Here is a 23,495-nt window from a genome sequence, read left to right on the forward strand (position 1 = left end):
AGCCCCTCACCTCACAGGAGTCCATCATGAGTATTGGTATCATCGGTTCTGGCGCCCTCGGCTCGAACCTCGCACGCGCTCTCGCCAAAAAGGGCATCTCGGCCACCATTTCCAACAGCCGCGGACCGGAATCGCTCGCGTCGCTGGTCCAGGAGCTCGGCCCCTCGATCAAGGCCGGCACCGTGGAAGAGGCGGCCGGCGCCGATATCGTCATCGCCGCCGTCCGCTGGACTGATGTGGAGAAGGTGTTCAGCCGCTTGCCGGCCTGGAACGGTCGCATCGTCATCGACGCCACCAACCCTGTGGAATTCCTCGATCCCAACTCGGCGGATGCGAAGGACCCGAGCAACCCGCTCGCGGCCTACGGCATCAAGGCCGTCGATCTCGGCGACAAGCATTCGAGCGACGTCTTCAGCCAGTTCGTTCCGGGCGCCCGCGTCGTCAAGGCGTTCAACCATAACGACGTCGCGGCGCTGTCGAATCCGGACGTGGCGGGTGGCCGGCACGTACTGTTCTATTCGGGCGATGACGCTGCCGCAAAGGCCGAGGTCCGCAAGCTCATCGAAGGCGCCGGCTTCTTCCCGGTCGATCTGGGCTCGCTCGACGTCGGCGGACGATTGGCAACATTGCCCTTCGGCGCGCTGGCCGCGCACAACTTCATCAAGATCTAGCAGACGCCGGAACGAAAAAGGGGAGCCCGCATGTCGCGGGCTCCCCTCTCCTAGATTCCGACATCATACCGCTGTTACAGGCCAGCAGGCTCTAGCGCCTTCCGCACCATCGCGGTGTCGACATATTGGGTCATGCTGGCGATCTTGCCGTCCTTCACCAGATAAAGATGCGCGAAACTGGCGCGCATGGATTTGCCCGTCGCCTTGTAGGTCCCGGAGTAGACACCGAAGGCGGCGACGCGGTCGCCGTCTTCGAGATAGGTGTGAACATCGGCGCGGTAGCCGGTCCATTCGGTGGCGAGACGCCGGAACACGCCTGATATGATCGCGTCGGTTCCGACATAAGTGCCCGCGTACGGAAAGCCTTCCGCTTCGGTCCATGCGGCATCGGGAGCGAGAGCGGCCAGCAAGTTGCGGCCGTTCTCTTCCGACGACGATCCCTCATAAGTGGCGTGGATCAGGTCTAGGTTCGCCCCCATCTCAACCCCACTTCATCTCGCCGGTGGCGACCTTGGCGCCGATGTCGAGCGCAACGCCCATGCCGAGGCCGGGGAAGCGCGCTTCCATCGCCGCCTTGAGCGCCGCGGACTCCTTGGCCTTGGCCAGCTCTTCGTCGAACGCCTTGAGGTAGGTGATGGTGTGCTCGACACCGGACAGGTCGGTCTTTGCATCCACCGACAGATGGCCGGGGACGACGACCGCCGGCTTGCGCGCCGCGATCTTTTCGAGATTGGCGATCCAGGCGGCGCGCTGCTCCCTGCTCGGCGTGTCGGCGGTCCAGACATGGACGCCCGAGAAGATCAGCACGCCGCCGAACACCGCGTTGAGCGAGGGAACGAACAGATAGCGCCGGTTGACCAGGCCGTCCGCGCTGACGATCTCGATGGTCTCGCCGTCCACGCTGAGCGTCTTGCCCTCGAACGCTTCGGGAATGACCACATCGGCAAGCACCTGCGGGCCGTTCGCCTTGAGCTGCGGCCCCCAGACGGCAAGCTTCTTTTCGACGCTGGCGTTAATGGCCGCCAATGTTGCGGGCGCCGCGAGCACGCGGGCCTCCGGAAACGCAGCCTTGATCGCGCCGAGGCTGAAATAATAATCCGGGTCCGACTGGCTGATATAGATGGTGGTGAGCTTCTTGCCGGTTGCCTTGATGGCGTCTGCGACAGCCTTGCCATCTGAAAGCGTGAAGCCGCCATCGATCAGCACGGCTTCGCTCGGCCCGGACACCAGAACGGGAGCCCGGAAGAAGCCGTTCTGTCCGGCTGGAAAATGCTTCCAGGCTAGCCCGCCGGCGGCGTGGCCGAGGCCTGCGGGTGCGAAGATGGCGGCAGCGCCTGCGGCGAGAGTGGTTTTCATGATGGTTCTCCTTGTCGGCATGTTGGTCTCCTGGTGCTGGTCTGGAATCGCGAAATGAAGGCTGGATGGTCCGGTCTCTGTTGATCGCTGCGCTCAGGCCGCCTTCAGTCCGTCGACGAGGACGTCGAGGCTGCCGAATAGCGCGCTTGCTTGCACGAGGCGGCGATCATGGCCCGGCCCGATGATCAGGGCCGGGACGCCGTTGGCGCCGAACCGGCGCATCTCGGCACGCGCCGCCTCGAGACGCGCGCGATACGCGGCGATCAATGCGGCGTCGGGGCTCGCCAGGCGGGCGGCAACCTCCGGCAAATTCATCGCGCAGAGCACATCCGCCAGAACGGACATGTCGGTGCTGTCGCGGCCTTCGACATAGCGGACGAGCTGGAAGGCCTTCAGCGCCGCGAACTCCCGATCAGGCGCCGTGAGCGCGACAGCCGTGAGCGCCAATGTCGCCGGGCCGGAATCGAACAGGCGCGTGCGGTCGCCCAGCACATCGCGACGATAGGCTTCGCTGAAAGGCTGGCCGCTCAGACGCGAAATCCGCTGGTCGTTGGTCCAGGCATAAGCGGCAAAGCCATCGTCCATCGGACGGGCGCCCTCGCCGGCGAACAGGCCTGTCGGCGCAAGTTCGACAGCGAAATCCGGTCGGGCCACGAGCTGTTCGAGCAGCGTGGCGGCGCCGTAGCACCAGCCGCAGAGCGGATCGAACAGGTACGTGATTTGAATGGGCGCGGACATGGCGATCTCCTTGAACCGCAATGTGGCACGCGCTGATTGGTAGATAAATATCAACAAAATAGACAGAACGTATGTTATAGACTGACAATTCGAGCCACCCGGACAGAACCCATGAACCTGAACCGACTGGCCTATTTCGCAGCGGTCGTGGACACCGGATCGTTCACGCGAGCCGCCGAACGGCTCGGCATCACGAAGGCCGTGGTGAGCCAGCAGGTGGCGCAGCTGGAGCGCGATCTCGGCACCAGCCTGCTCGTGCGCACGACGCGCCGGGTGCATCCGACCGAGGCGGGCCGCATGTTTCATGCGCGCTGCGTCATGATCCTGCGCGAAGCGGAGGATGCCTTCGACGAACTCGCCCAGGCCGCCGCCGCGCCGACCGGCACATTGCGGATCACGGCGCCCAACGACTACGGCACCGCCGTCGTCGTCGGCGTCGTCACCGCCTACGCGGCACGCTATCCCAACTGCCGGGTGGAGTTGACGCTCGAAGATCAGACGGTCGATCTCGCCTCAGGCCAGATCGACATGGCAATCCGTGTCGGCTGGCTGGTCGATTCCAGCCTGCAGGCGCGCAAGATCGGATCGTTCCGGCAATGTCTGGTCGGCGCTCCCGCGTTCACGGATCGGATCGCCGCCGCGCGCGATCCCGACGACCTCGCGACGCTACCGTTCGTCGCCAACATGGCACTGCGCGAGCCACTGCTGTGGCAGTTTTCGCGCGGCGATCTCGATCGACGCGCCGTGCGCCTGCAGGCGAGCATCGCCATCGACACGACGCCGGGCGTGCTCGCGGCCGTGCTCGCCGGCGGCGGCCTTTCGGTGCTGCCGGATTTCCTGGTGGCCGACGATCTCGCGGCGGGTCGCCTCATCCACATCCTGCCGCAATGGCAACTGCCATCCGGCGGCATCCACACCGTATATCCCGCGGCCCGTTTCCGGCCGCCCAAGGTGACGGCATTTGTGGAGATGCTGATTGCGGCTCAGCGACGGGAGGGTTCGGTGGGGACGGACTAGCTGGGGAGCCAATTAGCAGCCGGCCTCCATATGCCTGCGCGATGATCAGGACGGCGGCAGCTCGCCGAAGGGATCATGCACGGGTACGCCGAGCGGCAGGAAATGCCTCGCGTTGCGTGACAAGACCGTCAACGAGTGTTGACGCGCAGTTGCGGCAATCATGATATCGGCAAATCCCGGAGAATGCCCCCGCCCGCGCGCGCGGTCCGACAATTGTCCGGCGATCCGCGCAGTGGGGGTATCGAACGCCAGGATTCGATCCTCATACAGGTGCAGCACGGCTTCCAGCCATTGGGCCAAATCTCTGCTTCTGCGCGTGGCTTTCTCGCGTCGCAATTTGGCTATCCCGTCCTCAACCTCCGCAATCGTCACGACGGACAAGAACAAGGAGGCGGATTGCGCATCCATCCACTCGACGAGTGCCGCAGGCGTCGGCCGGTTCGGCGAGACGGCAGATATGACATTGGTATCGACGAGGTACACGTCTCAGAAATCGGTCTTGCGCAGCTTGGCGCGATTGCGCGTCGGCACATCGCCGGCCCTCACGGGGGCCGCCATCAGCAGGCGCCCGAAGCTCGGCACCTGCGACAGACGCCGCCACTCCTCGTAGCTCAAGAGCACCGCCTGCTTTTTACCGTGACGCGTGATGATCGCGGGCTTGCCATCGACCGCTTCATCGATGACCGCGGAGAGGTTGGCCTTTGCGTCACGAAGCTGAATCTCTCGCATCTTTCACCTATATGACTACAGTAGTCATATAGGAGGACGGCTTGTATTTCAAGGCATTCCCGGCCGACCAGCGGACGGCATCCGAATGGAGCGACCTGCCGCGCGTCAGTCGCGCGCCACCGACAGCCCTGCGAGAAGCGGCGCGTACGCGGCGAGCCGGCGGGATACGAACTCGGTGAAGAGCCGCACGCGCTTGGTCTTGCGTGTCTCGCCCTGTGTGAGGAGCCAGACCGTGCCGTACATGTGCAACTCGCTGCCCGGCACCCTCACGAGCAGCGGGTCGGCATCGCCGACGAAGCACGGCAGTGTCGTGATGCCGAGCCCTTGCCGGACCGCAACGATCTGCGCCCCGGCGTCCGTGACCCTGAATGGAACGCCCGTGGTGCGGACCTCACCCGCGCTGGCCCAATCCGGGATGCCGTGAATGCTGATGACGATCCAGCGGATGGGATCAGGCGCGCCGGCACGCCACGCGGCTAGTCTATCGCGCGACATGTAGACGCCGCCGAACAGCTCCGGTCCCTTCGTGCCGTGAAGATTTTGCGGCAGGGTTTTGCGGTCGTAGACGACGCGGATCGCGACGTCGGCCTCCCGGTTGGTCAGGTTTGCAAGTTCGCCAGCCGACAAGATATCCATCTCGATATCGGGATGCAGACGCGCGAAGTCGGCGACATCAGGCATCAGCAAATGTGTCGCCATCGGCGGCGCCAGCGTCACCCGCAGACGCCCGCGCACGCTCTGGTCGCGCCCGAACACGCGCGTCTCGAGCTGGTGTGACGAGGCTTCCATCTGGTCGGCGAATTCGAGGACCTCCTCGCCTGCAGCGGTCAGGCGGTAGCCCGAAGGCAGCTTTTCGAACATCTGGACCCCGAGGCGTTCCTCGAGCTGGGCGATGCGTCGCAGCACGGTCGCGTGGTTCACGCCGAGCGCCTCGGCGGCGGCCCGCACCGAGCCTCCGCGCGCGACGGCTAGAAAATAGCGAACATCGTCCCAGTCGATCATGGTGCAATCCCGCACCGCGCGGTGCGCCTTCCAGGCCCTGTCCAACGCCTCGTACCGCAGTACGGGCGGTCATCATAGCCTGTTCCGGCAGACGCGGCCCGTTCCCAACGGCGGATACCGCTCGTCGCGGCTCACGTCGGTCGTCCGGCCGGATCGATTTCGCACCACCGATGTGCGCGCTTCCGCACTCAACGCCTGACGCCGGCGGACCTATCTCGGGGACCTCGGGGGCAGATGCTGTCCCGACACCACGACAGGAGACATCATGGGAAAGCTTGACGGCAAGGTTGCAGTCATCACGGGTGGCGCGACTGGCATCGGCCGCGCCGCGGCAAAGCGCTTCATCGAGGACGGCGCCTTCGTCTTCATCTTCGGCCGCCGACAGCAAGCACTCGATGCGGCTGTTGCCGCGCTTGGGCCCAATGCCCGCGCGGTGAAGGGCTCGGTCTCGGATGAGGCCGACCTCGACCGACTCTACGCGGCGGTGAAGGCCGAGCGCGGAACCCTCGACATCGTCTTCGCCAATGCCGGCGCGGGAAGCCAGCTTGCGCTCGGCAAGATCACCGCCGCGCACATCGACGAAACTTTCGACACCAATGTAAAGGGTACGATCTTCACGGTGCAGAAAGCGCTGCCGCTGATGCGCCGGGGCGGCTCGATCATCCTGACCGGATCGAGCGCCGGCACCACGGGCGCGCCGGCCATGAGCGCCTACAGCGCAAGCAAGGCGGCCGTGCGCAACCTCGCGCGGACCTGGGCCGAGGACCTGAAAGGCAGCGGCATCCGGGTCAACGTGCTGTCGCCCGGGGCGACCGCGACCGAACTCGCGAAGGAAGCGCTGGGCGAGGAAGGCCAGAAGGTCTTTGCCGCGATGACTCCGCTCCAGCGCATGGCCGATCCCTCGGAGATCGGGGCCGTGGCTGCCTTTCTCGCCTCGTCGGACAGCAGCTTCATGACCGCCAGCGAAGTCGCCGTCGACGGCGGCCTAGCGCAACTCTGATCCCGGCGCAGTCCCGCGCCTGGCCCACACACAACGAAAGAGAAAACATCATGAAAAAACTAGAAGGCAAGATCGCAGTCATCACCGGCGGCAGCAGCGGCATTGGATTGGCCACAGCGAAGCGCTTCGTGGACGAAGGTGCGCATGTCGTGATCACCGGACGACGCGAGAAAGAGCTGAAGGAGGCCGCAGCCTTCATCGAGAGAAACGTGACGACGGTCATCGGCGACGTGTCGCGCCTGGAAGATCTGGACCGGCTCTATGCCATCGTGAAAGAGAAACATGGTCACATCGACATTCTCTTCGCGAATGCGGGCGCAGGGACGATCGCACCGCTCGCGATGGCTACCGAGGCCCATTTCGACCAGACCTTCGACGTGAACGTGAAAGGGCTGTTCTTTACGGTGCAGAAGGCCCTCCCCCTCTTTAGGGACGGCGGTTCGATCATCCTGAACTCTTCGGTGTCGAACGTGAAGGGGCTGCCGGGGTTCAGCGTCTACGCCGCGAGCAAGGCGGCGGTGCGCAGCTTCTCGCGCGCTTGGACGCTGGAGCTGAAGGACCGCAAAATCCGCGTCAATACGATGAGCCCCGGGCCAACCGAGACCCCCGCTTTGGAGACGACGACGGGCTTGACCCGCGAGCAAGCCGAGCAAGCCGCCGCCGGATTTGCTTCACAGGTCCCGATGGGTCGCAGGGGCAAGCCGGAGGAAATCGCGGCTGCCGTCACGTTCCTCGCCTCCGATGAAAGTTCTTACATCACCGGCGTGGATCTCGCCGTCGATGGCGGCATGGCGCAGGTCTGACCGCGCCATCGACACAAGATCGGAGAAACATCATGAGCTACGCAATTATCGGCTTCGGCCATATCGGCCGGGCCCTGGCCAGGGCGTTTGCCCGCAACGGGATCGAAGTCTCCGTCGCAACCACGCGCGACCCGGAAAGCTTTGCCTCCGCCGCGGCCGCGATCGGACCCACGATCATTCCCAAAAAGCTGGCGGACGCCGTCAAGGCGGACATCATCTTTTTGGCGGTCCGTTTCGAGTCGCACCAGGATGTCGCGAAGGCGCTGCCCACCTGGCAGGGCAAGACCATCGTCGATGTGACCAATGCCTACGGCGTCCGGCCTGAGAAACTCGGGGGACAACCTTCGTCCAAGGCCCTCGCGCAAGCCTTCACCGGCGGTCGACTGGTCAAGGGCTTCAACCATTTGGGTGCTGCCGTGCTTGGCCAGGATCCGGCCGTCCATGGCGGCAGGAGAGTCGTGTTCCTGGCGAGCGACGATGACGCTGCCGCAGCGGAGATTGCCGCGCTTGCGGAAAAGCTCGGCTTCGCGCCGGTCAAGCTCGGCGGGCTTTCGGAAGGCGGGCTGCTGGTGCAGGCGCGCGGAAACAGCTGGGGCCAGCTGATCTTCAAGGATCTGGTCAAGTTCGACTGACGAATACGACGTCCCCACCCTTGGGGATACGACACACCGGATCGGATCGCGCGCGATCCGATCCGAGCGAAATGGAGAAATCCCATGAGCATCGAGAAAAACATCCAGACCGTGAAGGACTTCTTCGCCGCGATCGGACGCGGCGACAGCGAGGCTCTGCTGGCGCTGATCACTGACGACATCGAGTGGATCATCCCCGGCGAGGACTGGCCGCTGGCCGGAACGCATCGCGGGCACGACGGGGTGACGGATCTGCTGGAGACGGCATCCAAGTCGATCGAAACGTCCACGGACCCCCGCGAGTTCGTCGCGCAAGGAGACCGGGTCCTGGTCGTCGGCTTCGCGAAGGGAAAGATCAAAGCCACGAACAAGACGTTTAGGGACGACTGGGTCTTCGCCATCACCGTTCGAAACGGCAAACTGACGAACATCCGGGAGTACGTCGACACGCAAGCACTGGCGCGAGCCGCGCGCGCGTCGAATGCCCAAGCCTAACGGAGATTCCGATGTACGACCAATCCAAGCTAGCCGAGTTGATCCGGTTCGCACGCGTAAACGCGGGCTCCACCGTCATCGACGTTTACCCAGGCGACGGCGACTGGACCCGTCTCTTCTCCGAGATCGTGGGAGGCGAAGGACGGGTTGACAGCTTCGTGCCGGCCGAAGTCGCGCATTTCAAGAACGATCCAGTCGGTCGCATCCAGACGCTTGCAAAGGAGCCGGGCCGAGAGAATGTCGAAGCCGTCTCGGCGGACCTTGTGGCGATGCCGCAGGTCACGCAATCCGCGGACGCCTTGTGGCTGCACCTGTTCTACCACGATCTCCACACCGCGCTGATGCAGGCCAGGGGCGCGACGGCGGCCCGCTTCAATCGCGCTGTCTACGAGCGGCTGAAGCCCGGCGGGTGCTACGTCATCGTCGACCACGACGCCGCGCTCGGCGCGGGCACGAGCGAGGCCCAGTCGCTGCATCGGATCGAGCCTGCCTCCGTTCGCGCGGAGGTGGAGGCGGCCGGCTTCGTCCTGGATGCGGAAAGCACCCTGCTCGCGAACAAGGACGATCCGCACACGATCAAGGTGTTTGATCCCGCCATCAAGGGCAAGACCGATCGCTTCATCTATCGGTTCGTGAAGCCGTGACGGAGGTCGTAGGGCGGATTAGCGAAGCGTAATCCGCCCTACGCGACTGCTGCGGCCAGTTGCAAGACTTGAGCATTCGGTGCAGCCGGATCACTTTTTAGGCGTGCCGGCAGATGGCAGCTCTGCCGACCCGCCGATTTTGTTCGAGACCACGTAGACGTCGACGCCGCTCATCGAGCATTCCTCGCTCGATGCCTGGTTTTTCGTGATGACTTCGATCGTCTTGCCATCCCTGGTGTGAAAGGTGATGTCGTAAACCTGCTGGTAGAGGTCTTTGCCGATCTTTTCGGATGCGAGACGAACGGCCTTGGTCTGCGCCTCGATCACTGATGGGATATCGATCAGGCCGGCGTTCTTGAGGTGCACGAGAGCCATGTTCGTGGGCCAACTCGCGCAGTCCGGAGACTTCGCCAGAGCCCCCGCAGCCGGCATGGCCAATATTGCGGCCATCCCCGCTTTCAACGCGGCGCGCATCAGCATGGCTTGGTCTCCAAAAACTACTCCCACTCAATCGTCCCGGGCGGCTTGCTCGTCACGTCGTACACCACCCGGTTCACGCCCTTCACCTCGTTGATGATGCGCGTGGCGGTCTCGCCTAAGAACTTCATGTCGAATTGGTAGAAGTCCGCGGTCATACCGTCGGTGGAGGTGACGGCGCGCAGGCCGACCACGAAGTCGTAGGTGCGGCCGTCGCCCATGACGCCGACGGTCTTGACCGGGAGCAACACGGCAAAGGCCTGCCAGATGTCGTCGTAGAGACCGTGCTTCCGGATCTGGTCGATATAGACCGCGTCGGCCTTGCGCAGGATGTCGAGTTTTTCGCGGGTGATGTCGCCGGGGCAGCGGATGGCGAGGCCGGGGCCCGGGAACGGGTGGCGGCCGACGAAGATTTCGGGGAGACCGAGTTCGCGGCCGAGCTTGCGCACCTCATCCTTGAACAGCTCGCGCAGCGGCTCGACCAGCTTCATGTTCATGCGCTCGGGGAGACCGCCGACATTGTGGTGCGACTTGATCGTCACCGAGGGGCCGCCGGTGAAGGAGACGCTCTCGATCACGTCGGGATAGAGTGTGCCTTGCGCCAGGAAGTCGGCGCCGCCGATCTTCTTGGCCTCCGCCTCGAACACCTCGATGAAGAGGCGGCCGATGGTCTTGCGCTTGGTCTCGGGATCGGTGACGCCTTCGAGCTCGCCGAGAAACTGCTTCGAGGCATCCACGTGCACGAGCGGGATGTTGTAGTGGTGGCGGAACAAATCGACCACGGTCTTGGCTTCGTCAAGGCGCAGCATGCCGTGATCGACGAACACGCAGGTGAGCTGCTCGCCGATCGCTTCGTGGATCAGCACGGCCGCGACCGCGGAATCGACTCCGCCGGACAGGCCGCAGAGCACCCTGCCCTTGCCGACTTGGCTGCGGATCTTCGCGATCTCCTCCTCGCGGAAGGCGCGCATGGTCCAGTCGCCGGACAGGCCTGCGATCTTGCGGACGAAATTGCGGATCAGTTTGGCGCCGTCGGGCGTGTGCACCACTTCCGGGTGGAACATCAGGCCGTAATATTTGCGCGTCTCGTCCTGGATGATCGCGAACGGCGCGTTCGGCGACGTGCCGGCGACCGAGAAGCCCGGCGGCATCTTGGTAATGCGATCGCCATGGCTCATCCAGACCTGGTTCTTGCCGCCTGGCGACCAGACGTCCTCGAACAGCTTGCTCGGCGCCTTCACCTCGACATCGGCGCGGCCGAATTCGCGGTGATGGCCGCCCTCGACTGTGCCCCCGAGCTGCTCCGCCATGGCCATCTGACCGTAGCAGATGCCCATCACGGGCACGCCGGAATCGAAGATCGCTTGCGGGGCGCGGGGCGAGCCGGCCTCATGCACCGATTCAGGGCCGCCGGATAGAATCACCGCCTTCGGCTTCATCTCGTTGAATGCCTGTTCGGCCTTGTTGAACGGGACGATCTCGCAATAGACGCCGTCCTCGCGCACGCGACGCGCGATGAGCTGCGTCACCTGGCTGCCGAAGTCGACGATGAGAATCTTGTCGTGCGCCGAGGCCACCGAGGGCGTCGACGCTGAGCGGTCGGTCTGTGCTGCTGTCATGGCAAGCAGATACGCGACGGGGGCTTTTCCCGCAACCGCGCACGCCGCGCGCCCACATTCTTCTTTGGACATGGACAAATCGATATAGGTAAGTATTATTGACCTAATATGGTCCGTCACTCACCAAGGGCCGAACAGGGAGAACGTCATGCCACACCATCATCAGCCGTCGAATCTCGCCGCGCTCGGCCGCACCTGGGTCGAGGCCTGGAACGCGCGCGACCTCGAACGCGTGCTCACGCTCTATGACGAGGACGTCGTGATGACCTCGGACCGCATCCCCGCGATGGGCTTCGATGAAAGCGGCACCGTGCGCGGCAAGGATGCGTTGCGCGCCTATTGGGGCAAGGCGCTCGCCCTGTTGCCGGAGCTGCATTTCTCGCTGATCGAATTGTTCGTCAGCCCTGATAGCGTGGTGGTGTTCTACGAGAACGAGCGGAGAAAGCGAATCTGCGAATATCTGCGGGTGAATGCGGCCGGAAAGATCGTGCAGGGATCGGCGAATCATCCGGCGCACTAGCCTGTTCCCCGTCATTGCGAGCGCAGCGAAGCAATCCAGACTGTCTCTGCGGTGACAGACTGGATTGCTTCGTCGCAAGGGCTCCTCGCAATGACGGAGACTGTGGCGAGCACATACGCTAACAACACCGGCGCCGGCTCTGACACAGGATTCCAGATGAAGCTCCCCACCTCCCCCTTCACCGTTACCGACTGGAGCAAGGTCGAGCCGACCATCCATCCCGGCGAGACCGGGCAAGCCCAGTGGCGCATGCTCAACATCGGCGATCTCCGGGTGCGGATGGTCGAATATTCGCCGGGCTATCTCGCCGACCATTGGTGCGACCGCGGCCACGTGCTCTACGTGCTGCAGGGCGAGCTCGACAGCGAGCTGCGCGACGGCCGCAAGTTCAAGCTCACGGCGGGGATGAGCTACCAGGTCTCGGATTTCGGCGACGCCGCGCACCGGTCCTCGACTGCGACGGGGGCGACGCTGTTTATCGTCGATTGAGCGCCCCGGAAGGGTTAATTTGCACCGCAAAATAGCAAAATGCGGCGACATTCCGAGCGACGGGTGGTGCCTTGAAGTGGCCCCAAAATCTCGCTATATTGTGATCATCGATACTTGGCCGAACGACTGGGCCGCTTCGCTTCGTTGCTGACGGGCGCGCACGCTTCAGATGATTTCTCCAACATCGACTGATCAGGATTATGGGCGCAATAGTGCGTACCGGTCCGCGTGTTAACTTCTTAAGCAAAGGAAATTCCCATGGCTATGGGCACCGTGAAGTGGTTCAACAATCAAAAGGGTTTTGGTTTCATTCAGCCGGATGACGGCGACAAGGACGTGTTCGTGCACATCAGCGCCGTCGAGCGCGCTGGCCTCTCGACCCTCAACGAAGGTCAGAAGGTCTCGTTCGACATCGTCGCCGATCGTCGCAGCGGCAAGTCCTCGGCTGACAATCTCCGCGTCGGCTAAAGCCCGCGCACCGTTCTGACCACGGACGTACCGGCAGAACGTAGACTCAGAAAGCCCCGCGACCGGGTTCCGGTTCGCGGGGTTTTTGTTTTGGGGCCCGCCGCATCCGCGGTGACGGGGGTGGGTTATGCCTTCTTCAAGACCGAGACGAAAAACCCGTCCGTCCCCGTCCGCCGCGGCGTCATCAGCCAGCCTTCCGGCGATTGCAGCGCGGCTTGCGCAAACTCCTCCGCCTTGTCCCAGAGCACGCTCGCGGTCTGCTCGGGCGGCACCACCGCGAATTCGGGATGGCGGCCAGTGAACGCCCTCACCTGTTCGCCGTTCTCCTCTGAAAGCACCGAGCAAGTGATGTAGGCGATGCGGCCGCCGGCCTTGACCAGCGGAACAGCGCGCTCGAGCACCTCGGTCTGGTCGCGCAGGCGAATCTCCAGCGCGCCCGGGCGCATGCGCCATTTGGCGTCGGGGTTGCGGCGCCAGGTTCCGGTTCCCGTGCACGGCGCGTCGATCACGACGAGGTCGGCGGTGGCGCTGATCTCGGCCAGCGGATCGGCCTCGCCCTTGGGCGTGCGCACATCGGCATTGTGGACGCCGGCGCGCGACAGGCGTTCGTGAATGGGCGCAAGCTGCCGCTTGTCGCTGTCGGTCGCGATCAGCCGGCCCTTGCCCTGCATCATCGCGGCGAGCGCCAGCGTCTTGCCGCCGGCCCCGGCACAGAGATCGATCACCTGCTCGCCGGGTTTTGCCGCGGTCAGGGCCGCCGCAAGCTGCGACCCCTCATCCTGCACTTCAATGGCGCCCTTGATGAAATCCTCTTCGGCCTGGATGCCGGGGTTGCGCGCATCGGCCGAAAGCTCGATGCGCAGGCCGGTTGCCGACCACTGCGTCGGTTTCGCATGAAGATGAGCAAGCGCCCCCAGCGCCTTGTCGCGATTGGATTTTAGCGTGTTGACGCGCAGGTCGAGCGGCGCCCGGCTCGCCATCGCGGCCGCCTCCGCGACGCGCTCGTCGCCGAACGCCTTTGCCAAATACGGATCCAGCCATTCCGGATAGTCGCCGGCGATCGCGGCCGGGGCACCTTCAAGGGACCGCGAGGCGAGCGCGGCCTGCTCGGCCTCGGTCAATGGCGCAGGGGCAAAGCGGCTGCCGTCGAACAGCGCGGCCATCGTGGCCGCATCCATGTTGCGCTCGAGGCGAAGCATGCCGATCAGCCGCGACCGCGCGGTATCCGAATCCATCAGGTAGGCGCTGGAGGCATAGCGGCGCAGCACGTCCCAGACCAGGCCGGCAATGGCGGCGCGGTCGCCGGAGCCGGCGAAGCGGTGCGCGGTGCCCCATTCCTTCAGCGCCTTGGCCGCGGGCACACGGTCTTTCTCGATGGTGTCGATCAGTTCGATGGCTGCGGACAGCCGGGCAGCGGGAGTCATTTGAATCTTTCAGATCAGGATCGGCGAGTAGCGCCTAGATCAGCAACAGCATTTTCAACGCGAAGTAGATCCACATCGCGAGCAGGACGAGCACGCCGGCGAGCCAGATCGTGGAGCGGCGCCCGAGATTGTTGGAGGAGACGAAGATTCCGGCATGGACGAAGCGCGTCACCACGAACACCCAGGACATCAGCACGATGAAGAGATCGGCGTGGCGCAACGGGAGCGCCAGCGCGATCAGGGCATAGAACAGCACCGGCAATTCGAACTGGTTGCGGTAGCAATTGGCGAATTGTGTGGCGCCCTTGGGCCAGTTGGGCTCCCCCAGCGCAATGTCACGGCTCTTGGTCTCGCCGGAGACGAGCGCGCGCCGGCGTCCCATCGCCATGGCGATCAGGAGTGCGAAGGTGAGACCAACCTGCACGAAGACCGGCAGCAAAACCACTTGAACGGACATCGGAATTTCCCGGGATTTCCCATCGGGCGGAAGCCACAGCTAGCGTCCATTAGCGGTCACCGCTGGTCCTGACAATCAACGAGTTGAACCGGCGTTCCCGATGAGGCGACCAACTGCCGACAGTTAAAGCGATTTTGGCCCCTCTGGGGCGCAAGGCGAGAGACCGCCATGAACACCCTCTTCAGCCAGATCGGCAGCCTGACCGGCGCTTTGACCGAGTCCGCCGATGGCCAGTTCGGCATCCTGATGTCGGCGCTGGCCGGCATCGCGACGGCGCTTGCGGTGGCGCTGGCCATGACGGTCTACTCCCGAATGAGCTATCGGACCTGGCGCGATGTCCTCAGGCATGGCCCCGCTGCGCTCGCCGCCCTCGCTCTGTTCGCTTTTGCCGCCTACGACATGCGCCATGCCGCGCTGGCCTATCTCGGCCTCAATCCCTCAAAACCCGCGGTCGAGTTCGAGATCCGCATGCCCAGGGAGACCTTGGCGGCGGCGTCCGACACCCAGATCGAGCTGCATACCGACCGCAACCAGACGCTGGCACTCGTCGAGGGCGTGCGGGAGCTCGGTGATGGCCGCTCCGTCCTGCGTGGCGCGGTGGTGCTCAACCACCGCACCGCGGACCGCGTGCTGGTCGTGAACCTGCCCGCCAAGGGCACCTTCGAATTCCGCCTCCGCCTGCCCGCCGAGCCGCGTCGCTCCGAGCAATTCGGAGCCCAGTCCGGTGCTCAGTTCGGTCCTTGGCACCTCGCCGACCGCATCGCCTCGCCGCTGGCAAGCCCCGTCGCGCCGCAGGACGCCTACATGATCCGCTATCGCGTGCTTTAAACATTGTTCGATCGCTGGCCACGAACGCGCCGTCATCGTTCCGACGTCGGGCGTGGCCTATGATCGATCCATGTCCGAATTTCGCCTGACACAGATCTCCGACACCCATCTTGGCCGGCGCTTCCCTGGCCTGATCGCCAACTTCCAGGCGCTGAGCGCGCATATCGACACCGATAGGCCCGATCTCGTCGTCAACACCGGCGACGTCTCGTTCGACGGACCGACCAGCCGCGACGATGTCGAATTCGCCAAAGGCCTGCACGACGCCCTGCCCGTCGCCTGCCGCTACATCCCCGGCAATCACGACATTGGCGACAATCCGACCGCGATCGGCCCTGCGCCGAAGCCGCCGGTCGCGGAAGCGCATCGCCAGCAATTCCGCGAGATCATCGGCGAGGACCATTGGTCGTTCGAGGCCGCGGGCTGGTGCTTCATCGGCCTGAACTCGCTGGTGATGAAATCAGGGCTCGCCTTCGAGGCCGAGCAGTTCGACTGGCTCGCCTCGGAAGCTTCGCGCACGAACGGCAAGCCGGTGGCGCTGTTCGTACACAAGCCGATATTTCTCAACGGGCCCGACGACCCCGAGGCGCCGGAGACGTCGATCCGCTACGTGCCGCAGCCGGCCCGCGCGCGGCTGATTGAGATGTTTGCACATGTCGACCTGCGCCTCATCGCCAGCGGTCACGTGCACCAGCGGCGCGACTTCACCTGGCGGCACACCCGCCACGTCTGGGCACCGTCGGCCGGCTTCAAGATCAACGATGCGCGCCAGGACCGGATCGCGATCAAGGAGGTCGGGCTCGTGGAGTACCGCTTCCAGCCCAACGGCTTCGAGGTTCGCCACGTCAGGGCCGCCGGCCAGGTCGATATCGATATCGAGGAGCTGCTCGCCCAGATGGACGGCGAGCATTAGCGCTTCCCATGGCTGCTCAAGCGACGCTTTTGAGATCCTGCTGGATCGCGGCAAGCAAGGACTGCAGCGCGTCGCTGTTCACCGGCTTGGCCGCGGTATTGGCAGGCGCAAGGTTGGCGGGCCGCGCGGCTTTGACCGGACGCTTGGGGAACGGCGGCGTGGGCGTGGGCATCGCGGATTGCGCGAACGCGCCAGCGTCCTCGGCGTGTACGAACTTGCCATGGATGACGTCGTCGCGACGGCCCATGACAAACATCGTCGCCCAATAACCGGCGGCCACAAGGATTACGCAGAAAACAACAAGCTCTAACATCATCGCACCTGAAATATGCGCAATGATTCAATGCCTTCGCGAGCCCGTCAATGAACCGACGGTCACACCTGCGGCTTTTACGGGCGGGTGTGGCCGATCGGTCACTCTTTGTTAACCATACCCGACCCCCGAGGGGGCCGAGAGCGGCGGATCAAGCTTTGTCCGGCCCAACCCGCACCAGCTGCTTGCCGAAATTGGCCCCCTTGAGAAGCCCCATGAAGGCTTCGGGCGCGCTCTCCAGGCCCTCGGTGACGAACTCCTTGTACTTGACCTTGCCCTCGCGGACCCAGCCGGACATGTCGCGCAGGAAGTCGCCATGGCGGGAGGCGAAGTCGGAGACGATGAAGCCGCGAAAGGTCAGCCGCTTCGTCAGCGTCGCGCGCATCATGCCGGCGGCCCATTTCGGCGGCTTCGCTTCGGTGTCGTTGTAATGGGCGATGAGGCCGCAGACCGGCACGCGCGCAAACGCATTGAGCAGCGGGAACACCGCTTCGAACACCGCGCCGCCGACATTCTCGAAATAGACGTCGATGCCCTTCGGACAGGCGTCCTTCAGCTTCGCCGCCAGATCGGGATCGCGGTGATCGATGCAGGCATCGAAGCCGAGCTCCTTCACGACGTAATCGCATTTGTCCTTGCCGCCGGCGATTCCAACCGCGCGTGCGCCCTTGATCTTCGCGATCTGTCCCACGGCCGAACCGACCGCACCGGAGGCACCGGCGACGACGACGGTCTCGCCTGCTTGCGGCTTGCCGATATCGAGCAGGCCCGTGTAGGCGGTCATGCCGGGCATGCCCAGCACGCCGACGGCCGTCGAGATCGGCGCGAGCTTCGGGTCGATCTTGTTCAGGCCCTTGCCGTCGGAGATCGCGTGCGTCTGCCAGCCTGCGCGCGAGAGCACGATGTCGCCCTTGGCGAAGCTCGGATTGTTGGAGGCTGCGACCTCGCAGACCGTCCCGGCTTCCATCACGCCGCCGACGGGCACCGGGGTCGCGTAGGACGGACCGTCGCTCATGCGCCCGCGCATATAGGGATCGAGGGAGAGCCAGATGGTGCGCAGCAGGACTTCACCTGCGCCAGGCGTCGGCACGGCGAATTCCTCGATGCGGAAATCGGACGGCTTTGGCTCGCCGACGGGACGCGCGGCGAGAACGATGCGTTTGCCTTGGGACATGATGGCTTCCTCCAATTTTCTGTCGTTGCGAGCGAAGCGAAGCAATCCAGTCCCGTCAACACAAAAGGACTGGATTGCTTCGTCGCAAGTGCTCCTCGCAATGACGAGCTTTTGGCACGCGCACGCCACACACTCGCCGTCATCGTCCGCGAAGGCGGACGATCCAGTACTCCGAGACGGTTATGATAGAGCCGAAAGGCCGCGGCGTACTGGATACCCCGCCTTCGCGGGGCATGACACCGTCATTTGGGCAAGCGCGCGAATTCCAACGCGCAGCCGCGAGACTAACCCCCGCCCGGATAGTTCGGCGCCTCGCGCGTGATGGTGACGTCGTGGACGTGGCTTTCGCGCAGGCCCGCGCCGGTGATGCGGACGAACTGGGCCTTGTCGTGCAGGTCCTTCATGTCCTTTGCACCAACATATCCCATCGCGGCGCGCAGGCCGCCGGCGAGCTGGTGCATGACGTTGCCGACCGGGCCCTTGTAAGGCACCTGGCCTTCGATGCCTTCGGGCACCAGCTTGAGCGTGTCCTTGATGTCTTGCTGGAAGTAGCGGTCGGCCGAGCCGCGGGCCATCGCGCCCACCGAGCCCATGCCGCGATAGGCCTTGTAGGAGCGGCCCTGCCACAAGAACACTTCGCCGGGCGTCTCGTCGGTGCCGGCGAGCAGTGAGCCGACCATCGCGATGTCGGCACCGGCAGCGAGCGCTTTCGCCAGGTCGCCGGAGAACTTGATACCGCCGTCGGCGATGACGGGGATGTCGGACTTCTTCGCCGCCTCGACCGCATCCATGATCGCAGTGAGTTGGGGAACGCCGACGCCGGCGACGATGCGCGTGGTGCAGATCGAGCCCGGGCCGATGCCGACCTTGATGCAGTCCGCGCCCGCGTCGATCAGCGCCTGCGCACCCTCCGAGGTCGCGACGTTGCCGGCAACGACCTGCACGGAATTGGACAGGCGCTTGATGCGGTTGACCGCATGGAGCACGTGACGGGAATGACCGTGCGCGGTGTCGACCACGACGAGATCGACGCCGGCGTCGATCAGCCGCTCGGTGCGCTCGAAGCCGCTATCACCGACCGTGGTGGCGGCGGCGACGCGGAGGCGGCCCTGCGCGTCCTTGCAGGCCAGCGGATGGGCGACCGCCTTCTCCATGTCCTTTACGGTGACCAGGCCGACGCAGCGATATTGCTCGTCGACCACGAGCAGCTTCTCGATGCGATGCTGATGCAGCATCCGCCGCGCCTCGTCCTGGCTGACATTCTCGCGCACCGTGACGAGACCTTCATGTGTCATCAGCTCAGAGATCTTTTGCTGGCGGTCGGTGGCGAAGCGGACGTCGCGGTTGGTGAGAATGCCGACCAGCTTGCCCGGCGTGGACTTGCCCGCGCCGGTGACGACGGGAATGCCGGAGATGCCGTGATCGCTCATCAGCTTGAGCGCGTCGTCCAGCGTGGCATCGGGGCTGATGGTGAGCGGGTTCACCACCATGCCCGACTCGTAGCGCTTGACCTGCCGCACCTGGGCGGCCTGCCCTTCGGGATCGAAATTGCGATGGATGACGCCGATGCCGCCGGCCTGCGCCATGGCGATCGCCATGCGGGCTTCGGTGACCGTGTCCATGGCGGAAGCCATGATCGGAATGTTGAGCGGAATCGCGCGGGTGACGCGGGAGCGGATGTCAACCTCGCCCGGCATGACGTCCGACAGGCCCGGCTTCAGCAGCACGTCGTCGAACGTGAGGGCTTCGCGAATGCCTTGTTGCACGGTGGCCATGTGCCAACTCCTTCCGCGGCCCTGCCGCAAATAGCTATGGATGAGCGCCGCCCTCGGCGTGCCTTGCGGCAACGCCGGAGAATCGGAGCCCATCGGTGGGGTTGACGCGGGTCGATAGCACGGGTGGGTGACGAATCAAAGCAAATCGGACCGCCGGCCAGCCATGCACAGGCTTTTTAGGCAAATTCAGCGGGGGACAGCCTCGCGGCGCCTCGTACTGGCGAACGACGCCCCCGTGCCGGTAGATCATCGCGATCTCCGGCGCAGGGCGCACCCCACCTAGGCTCACGCAGGATTTAGGTGCCATGCGTCGATCCGCAATGGTCGCGGCCCAGCGGCGGTGATAAGCCGCAATTCCCGCCCCTCCTTCTGATTTCCATTACCAATCCGTCATGGTCGACAAGCAACGTGTCATTCCGCTGATCGTGGCCACTGCTCTCTTCATGGAGAACATGGATTCGACGGTGATCGCCACATCGCTGCCCGCGATTGCGGCCGACATCGGCACCAGCCCACTGACGCTCAAGCTCGCAATCACCTCCTATCTGCTGTCGCTTGCGGTGTTCATCCCGGCGAGTGGCTGGACCGCCGACCGGTTCGGGGCGCGCATGGTGTTTGCGATTGCCGTCGGCGTGTTCATGGTCGGCTCGGTCGGCTGCGCGCTCTCGACATCGGTCACCGATTTCGTGTTCGCCCGCATCCTGCAAGGCATGGGCGGGGCGATGATGACGCCGGTCGGGCGCCTCGTGCTGTTGCGGTCGGTCGACAAAAGCGCGCTAGTCAATGCCATGGCGTGGGTGACGGTCCCTGCCCTGATCGGCCCCGTGATCGGGCCGCCGCTCGGCGGTTTCATCACGACTTACGCGTCGTGGCACTGGATCTTCCTGATCAACATCCCGATCGGGCTGCTCGGCATCTTCATGGCCTTGCGCTTCATCGATCCCATCAAAAGCGAGGAACGAGAGCCGTTCGACCTCTACGGCATGGTGCTCGCCGGCCTCGGGCTCGCCGGCATTGCCTTCGGGCTGTCGGTCGCCGGACTCAATCTGCTGCCGTGGAGCACGGTTGCCGCCCTGGTCGCCGGCGGATCGATCTCGATGACGCTGTATGTCATTCACGCGCGGCGAACGGGGTCGCCGGTGCTGGACTTCACCCTGCTGAGGCTGCCGACGCTGCGCGCGGCCGTTCTCGGCGGCTTCATGTTCCGGCTCGGCATCGGCGCGCTGCCATTCCTGTTGCCGCTCCTGATGCAGATCGGCTTCGGCCTCTCGCCGTTCAAGTCCGGCCTCGTCACGTTTGGCTCCTCGCTTGGCGCCATGGGCATGAAGGCGCTAGCCGCGCGCATCATCCGCGCCTTCGGCTTCCGCAACCTGATGACGGTGAACGCGATCATCAGTGCCGTCTTTCTCGCCGCCTGTGCCCTCTTCACCGTGACGACGCCGCTGCTGATCATCATGATCATCCTGGTGGTCGGCGGCTTCTTCCGTTCGCTCGAGTTCACCGCAATCAACACGGTGGCCTACGCTGAGGTGGAGCAGGCGCAGATGAGCCGCGCCACCACGCTCGTCAGCGTCAACCAGCAGCTCGCGGTCTCGGCCGGCGTCGCCGTCGGCGCCGCGTCCGTGGAGACGACGATGTGGCTCAGCCACGCCAGCGAGCTCAACGCCACCGTATTCGCGCCCGCCTTCGTCGTGGTCGCACTCACCTCGGCGGCATCGAGCTGGTTCTTCTGGCAGATGCCAGCCGATGCCGGCCACGAAGTCTCCGGCCGCAAGGCCGTGGAGATCGCGAGCCGCAAGGGTGCCGGCAAGGGCGCGGCCAAGGCGGCCGTGAAGGCCGCAACCGAGGATACGCAGGACGTGCGGGATCAGCGGCTGGGGTAGCCCATCTCGTCATTGCGAGCGAAGCGAAGCAATCCAGAATCCCTCCGCGGAGACAGTCTGGATTGCTTCGTCGCAAGAGCTCCTCGCAATGACCGAGTTTGTTGCTATTCCGTCGCCCCGCCCCGAAATCCCGTCGCGAGCACGTAGCGCTCGGAGGAATCCGCGCGGCTCGCGGCCGGCTTGACGTGACGTACCGTGGCGAAATCGCGCTTGAGCTGGGCGAGCAGCTCGGCGTCGGCCCCGCTCTGGAACGCCTTCGCCAGGAAGGTCCCGCCCGGCTTCAGCACGTCGCAGGCGAACGCGGCGGCGGTCTCGATCAGGCCGACGATGCGGAGCTGGTCGGTCTTGCGGTGGCCGGTGGTGTTGGCGGCCATGTCGGACATCACGATGTCGGCGCCGCCGTCGAGCATGGCCTTGAGCTTGTCCGGCGCGTCATTGTCCATGAAGTCGAGCTGCGCGAACTCGACCCCGGCAATCTCGGGGATTTCCAGCAGGTCGATCGCGATGACCTTGCCCTTGCCGTCGACCGAGCCGACGCGCTTGGCAGCGATCTGGCTCCAGCCGCCCGGCGCCGCACCGAGATCGACCACGGCCATGCCGTGCTTGAGCAGCCGGTATTTGTCGTCGATCTCGAGCAGCTTGAACGCGGCGCGCGAGCGATAGCCCAGCGCCTTCGCCTTCACCACATAGGGGTCGTTGAGCTGCCGCTCCAGCCAGAGCTTCGATGACAATTTGCGCTTGCCGTGGGTCTTGACCTGGACGTGCAAGCGGCCGGTGGTGTCCTTGGCCATCTCACCAGCTCCTGAGCGCGCCGTCTTCGCGCATCATCTCGACCAGCATGCCTTCGCGCAGGCCCCGATCGGCGACGCGCAGGCGTGGCAGCGGAAAGGCGCCGCGGATCGCGTCGAGGATGGCGCAGCCGGCCAGGACGAGATCGGCGCGCTCGACGCTGATGCAGCTGTTCGCGGCGCGCTCCTCGTAGCTCATGCCGAGCAGCTTGTTGATGGTCGCTGTGACGTCGGTGTCGTTCATCCAGACGCTGTCGATGCGGCGGCGGTCGTAGCGCGCGAGGTTGAGATGGATGCCGGCGAGCGTCGTCACGGTGCCTGACGTGCCGAGCAGATGCATATCAGTGAGATCGCCGCCATGCTGTTCGGCGAACGGCTTGATGTGATGGGCGACCTCGCGCTCCATCGCGGCGTAGATCTCCGGCGTCACGTCGCGCCCGCCGAACTGCTCGGCAAGCGTGACCACCCCGAACGGGATCGACATCCAGGCTTTGATGCGCGGCTCCGGATTTGCGGCGTCGCGCTCGATCCGCACCAGCTCGGTCGAGCCGCCGCCGATGTCGAACAGGATCGCGCCGCGGCCCCTGGGATCGACCAGCGGCGAGCAGCCGAGCACGGCGAGCGCCGCCTCGGTCTCGCGGTCGATCACCTCGAGCTCGATGCCGGTCTCGGCAGCGACGCGGCTGCGAAAGCCTTCGGCATTCGAGGCGGCGCGGCAGGCTTCGGTGGCGATCAGCCGCAGCCGCCGCGCCTTGCGCAGGTTGATCTTGTCGCGGCAGATGCCGAGCGCCACGATGGCGCGCTCGATCGCGGCCTCGCTGATGCACCCGGTTGCCGAGACGCCCTCGCCGAGCCGGATGATGCGCGAGAAGGAATCGACCACCCGAAAGCCGTCGTGGGTCGGACAGGCGATCAGGAGCCTGCAATTGTTGGTGCCGAGGTCGAGCGCCGCGTAGACGCCGGTTCCCGGCGCTTGCGCGCCGACGGCCGGTTCAGTGGCGAACGCCGCCGCCATCGACCCCAGCTCACCGTGCGGCGCAAGGCCGTCGCGGAGCCGCGTGTGGTCATTCATACAAACTGTCTTTCCGCGGCCGGTAGGGCCGATCTGGAATTGCTTTTTCGCCTGAAACCTTAGCAGCGCGCCAATCCTGCGCAACAACGCATCACATGGGACCATGCCCATTCGTGCGTTGTCGTGAACGGGCCGGTGGGCTATTTTTGAGGGGTCCGGTCCCCCAGGCGCCCCCCAAAACCGCGCAATTGCCGGCTTTTCAGGTCAA

28 protein-coding genes are annotated in these 23,495 nt (G+C 64.7%); 13 read left to right on the plus strand and 15 right to left on the minus strand.

The features are described 5' to 3' along the window. Positions 1 to 26 precede the first annotated feature (26 nt). The gene (locus AC0L20_RS01905; RefSeq protein ID WP_473287194.1) at positions 27 to 671 is read left to right on the plus strand and encodes an NADPH-dependent F420 reductase; all 645 of its coding nucleotides are present in this window, start codon (positions 27 to 29) and stop codon (positions 669 to 671) included. 74 nt (positions 672 to 745) lie between these two features. Here the strand turns inward: AC0L20_RS01905 and AC0L20_RS01910 are convergent, their stop codons facing one another. From AC0L20_RS01910 to AC0L20_RS01920, 3 genes are all read right to left on the minus strand, one after another. Next, positions 746 to 1,150, minus strand: coding sequence for a nuclear transport factor 2 family protein (locus tag AC0L20_RS01910; protein WP_473287195.1), 405 nt, complete (start codon positions 1,148 to 1,150; stop codon positions 746 to 748). Between the two features lies 1 nt (position 1,151). After that, entirely contained in the window at positions 1,152 to 2,048 is an 897-nt protein-coding gene (locus AC0L20_RS01915) for an MBL fold metallo-hydrolase (protein WP_473287196.1), read from the minus strand. 72 nt (positions 2,049 to 2,120) lie between these two features. Beyond that, a complete protein-coding gene (locus tag AC0L20_RS01920) occupies positions 2,121 to 2,765 on the minus strand; it encodes a DsbA family protein (protein WP_473287197.1) in 645 nt (214 codons plus the stop codon). A 111-nt stretch (positions 2,766 to 2,876) separates the two neighbouring features. Here AC0L20_RS01920 and AC0L20_RS01925 point away from each other — a divergent pair, with 111 nt between their 5' ends. Further along, on the plus strand, positions 2,877 to 3,782 hold the full coding sequence (locus AC0L20_RS01925) for a LysR family transcriptional regulator (RefSeq protein WP_473287198.1): 906 nt from the start codon (positions 2,877 to 2,879) through the stop codon (positions 3,780 to 3,782). Between the two features lie 45 nt (positions 3,783 to 3,827). Here AC0L20_RS01925 and AC0L20_RS01930 read toward each other — a convergent pair whose 3' ends face one another. The 3 genes from AC0L20_RS01930 to AC0L20_RS01940 all read right to left on the minus strand — a co-directional run bounded on the left by AC0L20_RS01930 (position 3,828) and on the right by AC0L20_RS01940 (position 5,513). After that, a complete protein-coding gene (locus AC0L20_RS01930; RefSeq protein WP_473287199.1) occupies positions 3,828 to 4,265 on the minus strand; it encodes a PIN domain-containing protein in 438 nt (145 codons plus the stop codon). A 3-nt stretch (positions 4,266 to 4,268) separates the two neighbouring features. Further along, the gene (locus tag AC0L20_RS01935; RefSeq protein WP_473287200.1) at positions 4,269 to 4,511 is read right to left on the minus strand and encodes a type II toxin-antitoxin system Phd/YefM family antitoxin; all 243 of its coding nucleotides are present in this window, start codon (positions 4,509 to 4,511) and stop codon (positions 4,269 to 4,271) included. Positions 4,512 to 4,616: 105 nt separating this feature from the next. Further along, a complete protein-coding gene (locus AC0L20_RS01940) occupies positions 4,617 to 5,513 on the minus strand; it encodes a LysR family transcriptional regulator (protein ID WP_473287201.1) in 897 nt (298 codons plus the stop codon). A 265-nt stretch (positions 5,514 to 5,778) separates the two neighbouring features. On the opposite strand from AC0L20_RS01940, the gene AC0L20_RS01945 reads away from it, so the two are divergent. The 5 genes from AC0L20_RS01945 to AC0L20_RS01965 all read left to right on the plus strand — a co-directional run bounded on the left by AC0L20_RS01945 (position 5,779) and on the right by AC0L20_RS01965 (position 9,087). Continuing rightward, on the plus strand, positions 5,779 to 6,513 hold the full coding sequence (locus AC0L20_RS01945) for an SDR family NAD(P)-dependent oxidoreductase (RefSeq protein WP_473287202.1): 735 nt from the start codon (positions 5,779 to 5,781) through the stop codon (positions 6,511 to 6,513). A gap of 50 nt (positions 6,514 to 6,563) precedes the next feature. Next, positions 6,564 to 7,316: an SDR family NAD(P)-dependent oxidoreductase gene (locus tag AC0L20_RS01950; protein WP_473287203.1), complete on the plus strand. Its 753-nt coding sequence runs from the start codon at positions 6,564 to 6,566 to the stop codon at positions 7,314 to 7,316. Positions 7,317 to 7,348: 32 nt separating this feature from the next. Beyond that, positions 7,349 to 7,948, plus strand: a complete 600-nt coding sequence (locus tag AC0L20_RS01955) for an NADPH-dependent F420 reductase (RefSeq protein ID WP_473287204.1) — start codon at positions 7,349 to 7,351, stop codon at positions 7,946 to 7,948. An 84-nt stretch (positions 7,949 to 8,032) separates the two neighbouring features. After that, positions 8,033 to 8,443: a nuclear transport factor 2 family protein gene (locus AC0L20_RS01960; protein WP_473287205.1), complete on the plus strand. Its 411-nt coding sequence runs from the start codon at positions 8,033 to 8,035 to the stop codon at positions 8,441 to 8,443. A gap of 11 nt (positions 8,444 to 8,454) precedes the next feature. After that, the gene (locus AC0L20_RS01965; protein WP_473287206.1) at positions 8,455 to 9,087 is read left to right on the plus strand and encodes a class I SAM-dependent methyltransferase; all 633 of its coding nucleotides are present in this window, start codon (positions 8,455 to 8,457) and stop codon (positions 9,085 to 9,087) included. 90 nt (positions 9,088 to 9,177) lie between these two features. On the opposite strand, the gene AC0L20_RS01970 is transcribed toward AC0L20_RS01965, so the two are convergent. Both AC0L20_RS01970 and guaA read right to left on the minus strand, forming a co-directional pair. After that, the gene (locus tag AC0L20_RS01970) at positions 9,178 to 9,567 is read right to left on the minus strand and encodes a hypothetical protein (RefSeq protein ID WP_473287207.1); all 390 of its coding nucleotides are present in this window, start codon (positions 9,565 to 9,567) and stop codon (positions 9,178 to 9,180) included. A gap of 17 nt (positions 9,568 to 9,584) precedes the next feature. Continuing rightward, positions 9,585 to 11,183 carry a glutamine-hydrolyzing GMP synthase gene (gene guaA / locus AC0L20_RS01975; RefSeq protein ID WP_473287463.1) on the minus strand — a complete coding sequence of 533 codons (1,599 nt, stop codon included), beginning with the start codon at positions 11,181 to 11,183 and terminating at the stop codon, positions 9,585 to 9,587. A 148-nt stretch (positions 11,184 to 11,331) separates the two neighbouring features. Between guaA and AC0L20_RS01980 the strand changes: the two genes are divergently transcribed. The 3 genes from AC0L20_RS01980 to AC0L20_RS01990 all read left to right on the plus strand — a co-directional run bounded on the left by AC0L20_RS01980 (position 11,332) and on the right by AC0L20_RS01990 (position 12,660). Continuing rightward, entirely contained in the window at positions 11,332 to 11,703 is a 372-nt protein-coding gene (locus AC0L20_RS01980; protein WP_473287208.1) for a nuclear transport factor 2 family protein, read from the plus strand. Positions 11,704 to 11,859: 156 nt separating this feature from the next. Continuing rightward, positions 11,860 to 12,192: a DHCW motif cupin fold protein gene (locus AC0L20_RS01985; RefSeq protein WP_473287209.1), complete on the plus strand. Its 333-nt coding sequence runs from the start codon at positions 11,860 to 11,862 to the stop codon at positions 12,190 to 12,192. Between the two features lie 258 nt (positions 12,193 to 12,450). Continuing rightward, positions 12,451 to 12,660, plus strand: a complete 210-nt coding sequence (locus AC0L20_RS01990; protein ID WP_007592195.1) for a cold-shock protein — start codon at positions 12,451 to 12,453, stop codon at positions 12,658 to 12,660. Between the two features lie 125 nt (positions 12,661 to 12,785). Here the strand turns inward: AC0L20_RS01990 and AC0L20_RS01995 are convergent, their stop codons facing one another. Further along, positions 12,786 to 14,084 carry an RsmB/NOP family class I SAM-dependent RNA methyltransferase gene (locus AC0L20_RS01995; RefSeq protein ID WP_473287210.1) on the minus strand — a complete coding sequence of 433 codons (1,299 nt, stop codon included), beginning with the start codon at positions 14,082 to 14,084 and terminating at the stop codon, positions 12,786 to 12,788. A gap of 34 nt (positions 14,085 to 14,118) precedes the next feature. Then, the gene (locus AC0L20_RS02000; RefSeq protein ID WP_473287211.1) at positions 14,119 to 14,541 is read right to left on the minus strand and encodes an MAPEG family protein; all 423 of its coding nucleotides are present in this window, start codon (positions 14,539 to 14,541) and stop codon (positions 14,119 to 14,121) included. Positions 14,542 to 14,709: 168 nt separating this feature from the next. Between AC0L20_RS02000 and AC0L20_RS02005 the strand changes: the two genes are divergently transcribed. Both AC0L20_RS02005 and AC0L20_RS02010 read left to right on the plus strand, forming a co-directional pair. Further along, positions 14,710 to 15,369: an acriflavin resistance protein gene (locus tag AC0L20_RS02005; RefSeq protein WP_473287212.1), complete on the plus strand. Its 660-nt coding sequence runs from the start codon at positions 14,710 to 14,712 to the stop codon at positions 15,367 to 15,369. A gap of 70 nt (positions 15,370 to 15,439) precedes the next feature. After that, a complete protein-coding gene (locus tag AC0L20_RS02010) occupies positions 15,440 to 16,282 on the plus strand; it encodes a metallophosphoesterase family protein (RefSeq protein ID WP_473287213.1) in 843 nt (280 codons plus the stop codon). Between the two features lie 16 nt (positions 16,283 to 16,298). Here AC0L20_RS02010 and AC0L20_RS02015 read toward each other — a convergent pair whose 3' ends face one another. From AC0L20_RS02015 to guaB, 3 genes are all read right to left on the minus strand, one after another. After that, positions 16,299 to 16,595, minus strand: coding sequence for a hypothetical protein (locus tag AC0L20_RS02015; RefSeq protein WP_473287214.1), 297 nt, complete (start codon positions 16,593 to 16,595; stop codon positions 16,299 to 16,301). A 151-nt stretch (positions 16,596 to 16,746) separates the two neighbouring features. Beyond that, on the minus strand, positions 16,747 to 17,769 hold the full coding sequence (locus tag AC0L20_RS02020; RefSeq protein ID WP_473287215.1) for an NADP-dependent oxidoreductase: 1,023 nt from the start codon (positions 17,767 to 17,769) through the stop codon (positions 16,747 to 16,749). A gap of 284 nt (positions 17,770 to 18,053) precedes the next feature. After that, a complete protein-coding gene (guaB, locus tag AC0L20_RS02025; RefSeq protein WP_007609139.1) occupies positions 18,054 to 19,544 on the minus strand; it encodes an IMP dehydrogenase in 1,491 nt (496 codons plus the stop codon). 392 nt (positions 19,545 to 19,936) lie between these two features. On the opposite strand from guaB, the gene AC0L20_RS02030 reads away from it, so the two are divergent. Next, complete coding sequence (locus AC0L20_RS02030) at positions 19,937 to 21,427, plus strand: MFS transporter (protein ID WP_473287216.1); 1,491 nt, start codon at positions 19,937 to 19,939, stop codon at positions 21,425 to 21,427. A 104-nt stretch (positions 21,428 to 21,531) separates the two neighbouring features. Here AC0L20_RS02030 and AC0L20_RS02035 read toward each other — a convergent pair whose 3' ends face one another. Then, positions 21,532 to 22,218 (minus strand): RlmE family RNA methyltransferase, encoded by a 687-nt coding sequence (locus AC0L20_RS02035; protein ID WP_007592230.1) that lies wholly within the window; start codon positions 22,216 to 22,218, stop codon positions 21,532 to 21,534. Between the two features lies 1 nt (position 22,219). After that, on the minus strand, positions 22,220 to 23,287 hold the full coding sequence (locus AC0L20_RS02040; RefSeq protein WP_473287217.1) for a Ppx/GppA phosphatase family protein: 1,068 nt from the start codon (positions 23,285 to 23,287) through the stop codon (positions 22,220 to 22,222). Between the last annotated feature and the right edge of the window lie 208 nt (positions 23,288 to 23,495).

The sequence above is a fragment of the Bradyrhizobium sp. Kon58 genome (genome assembly GCF_055807455.1).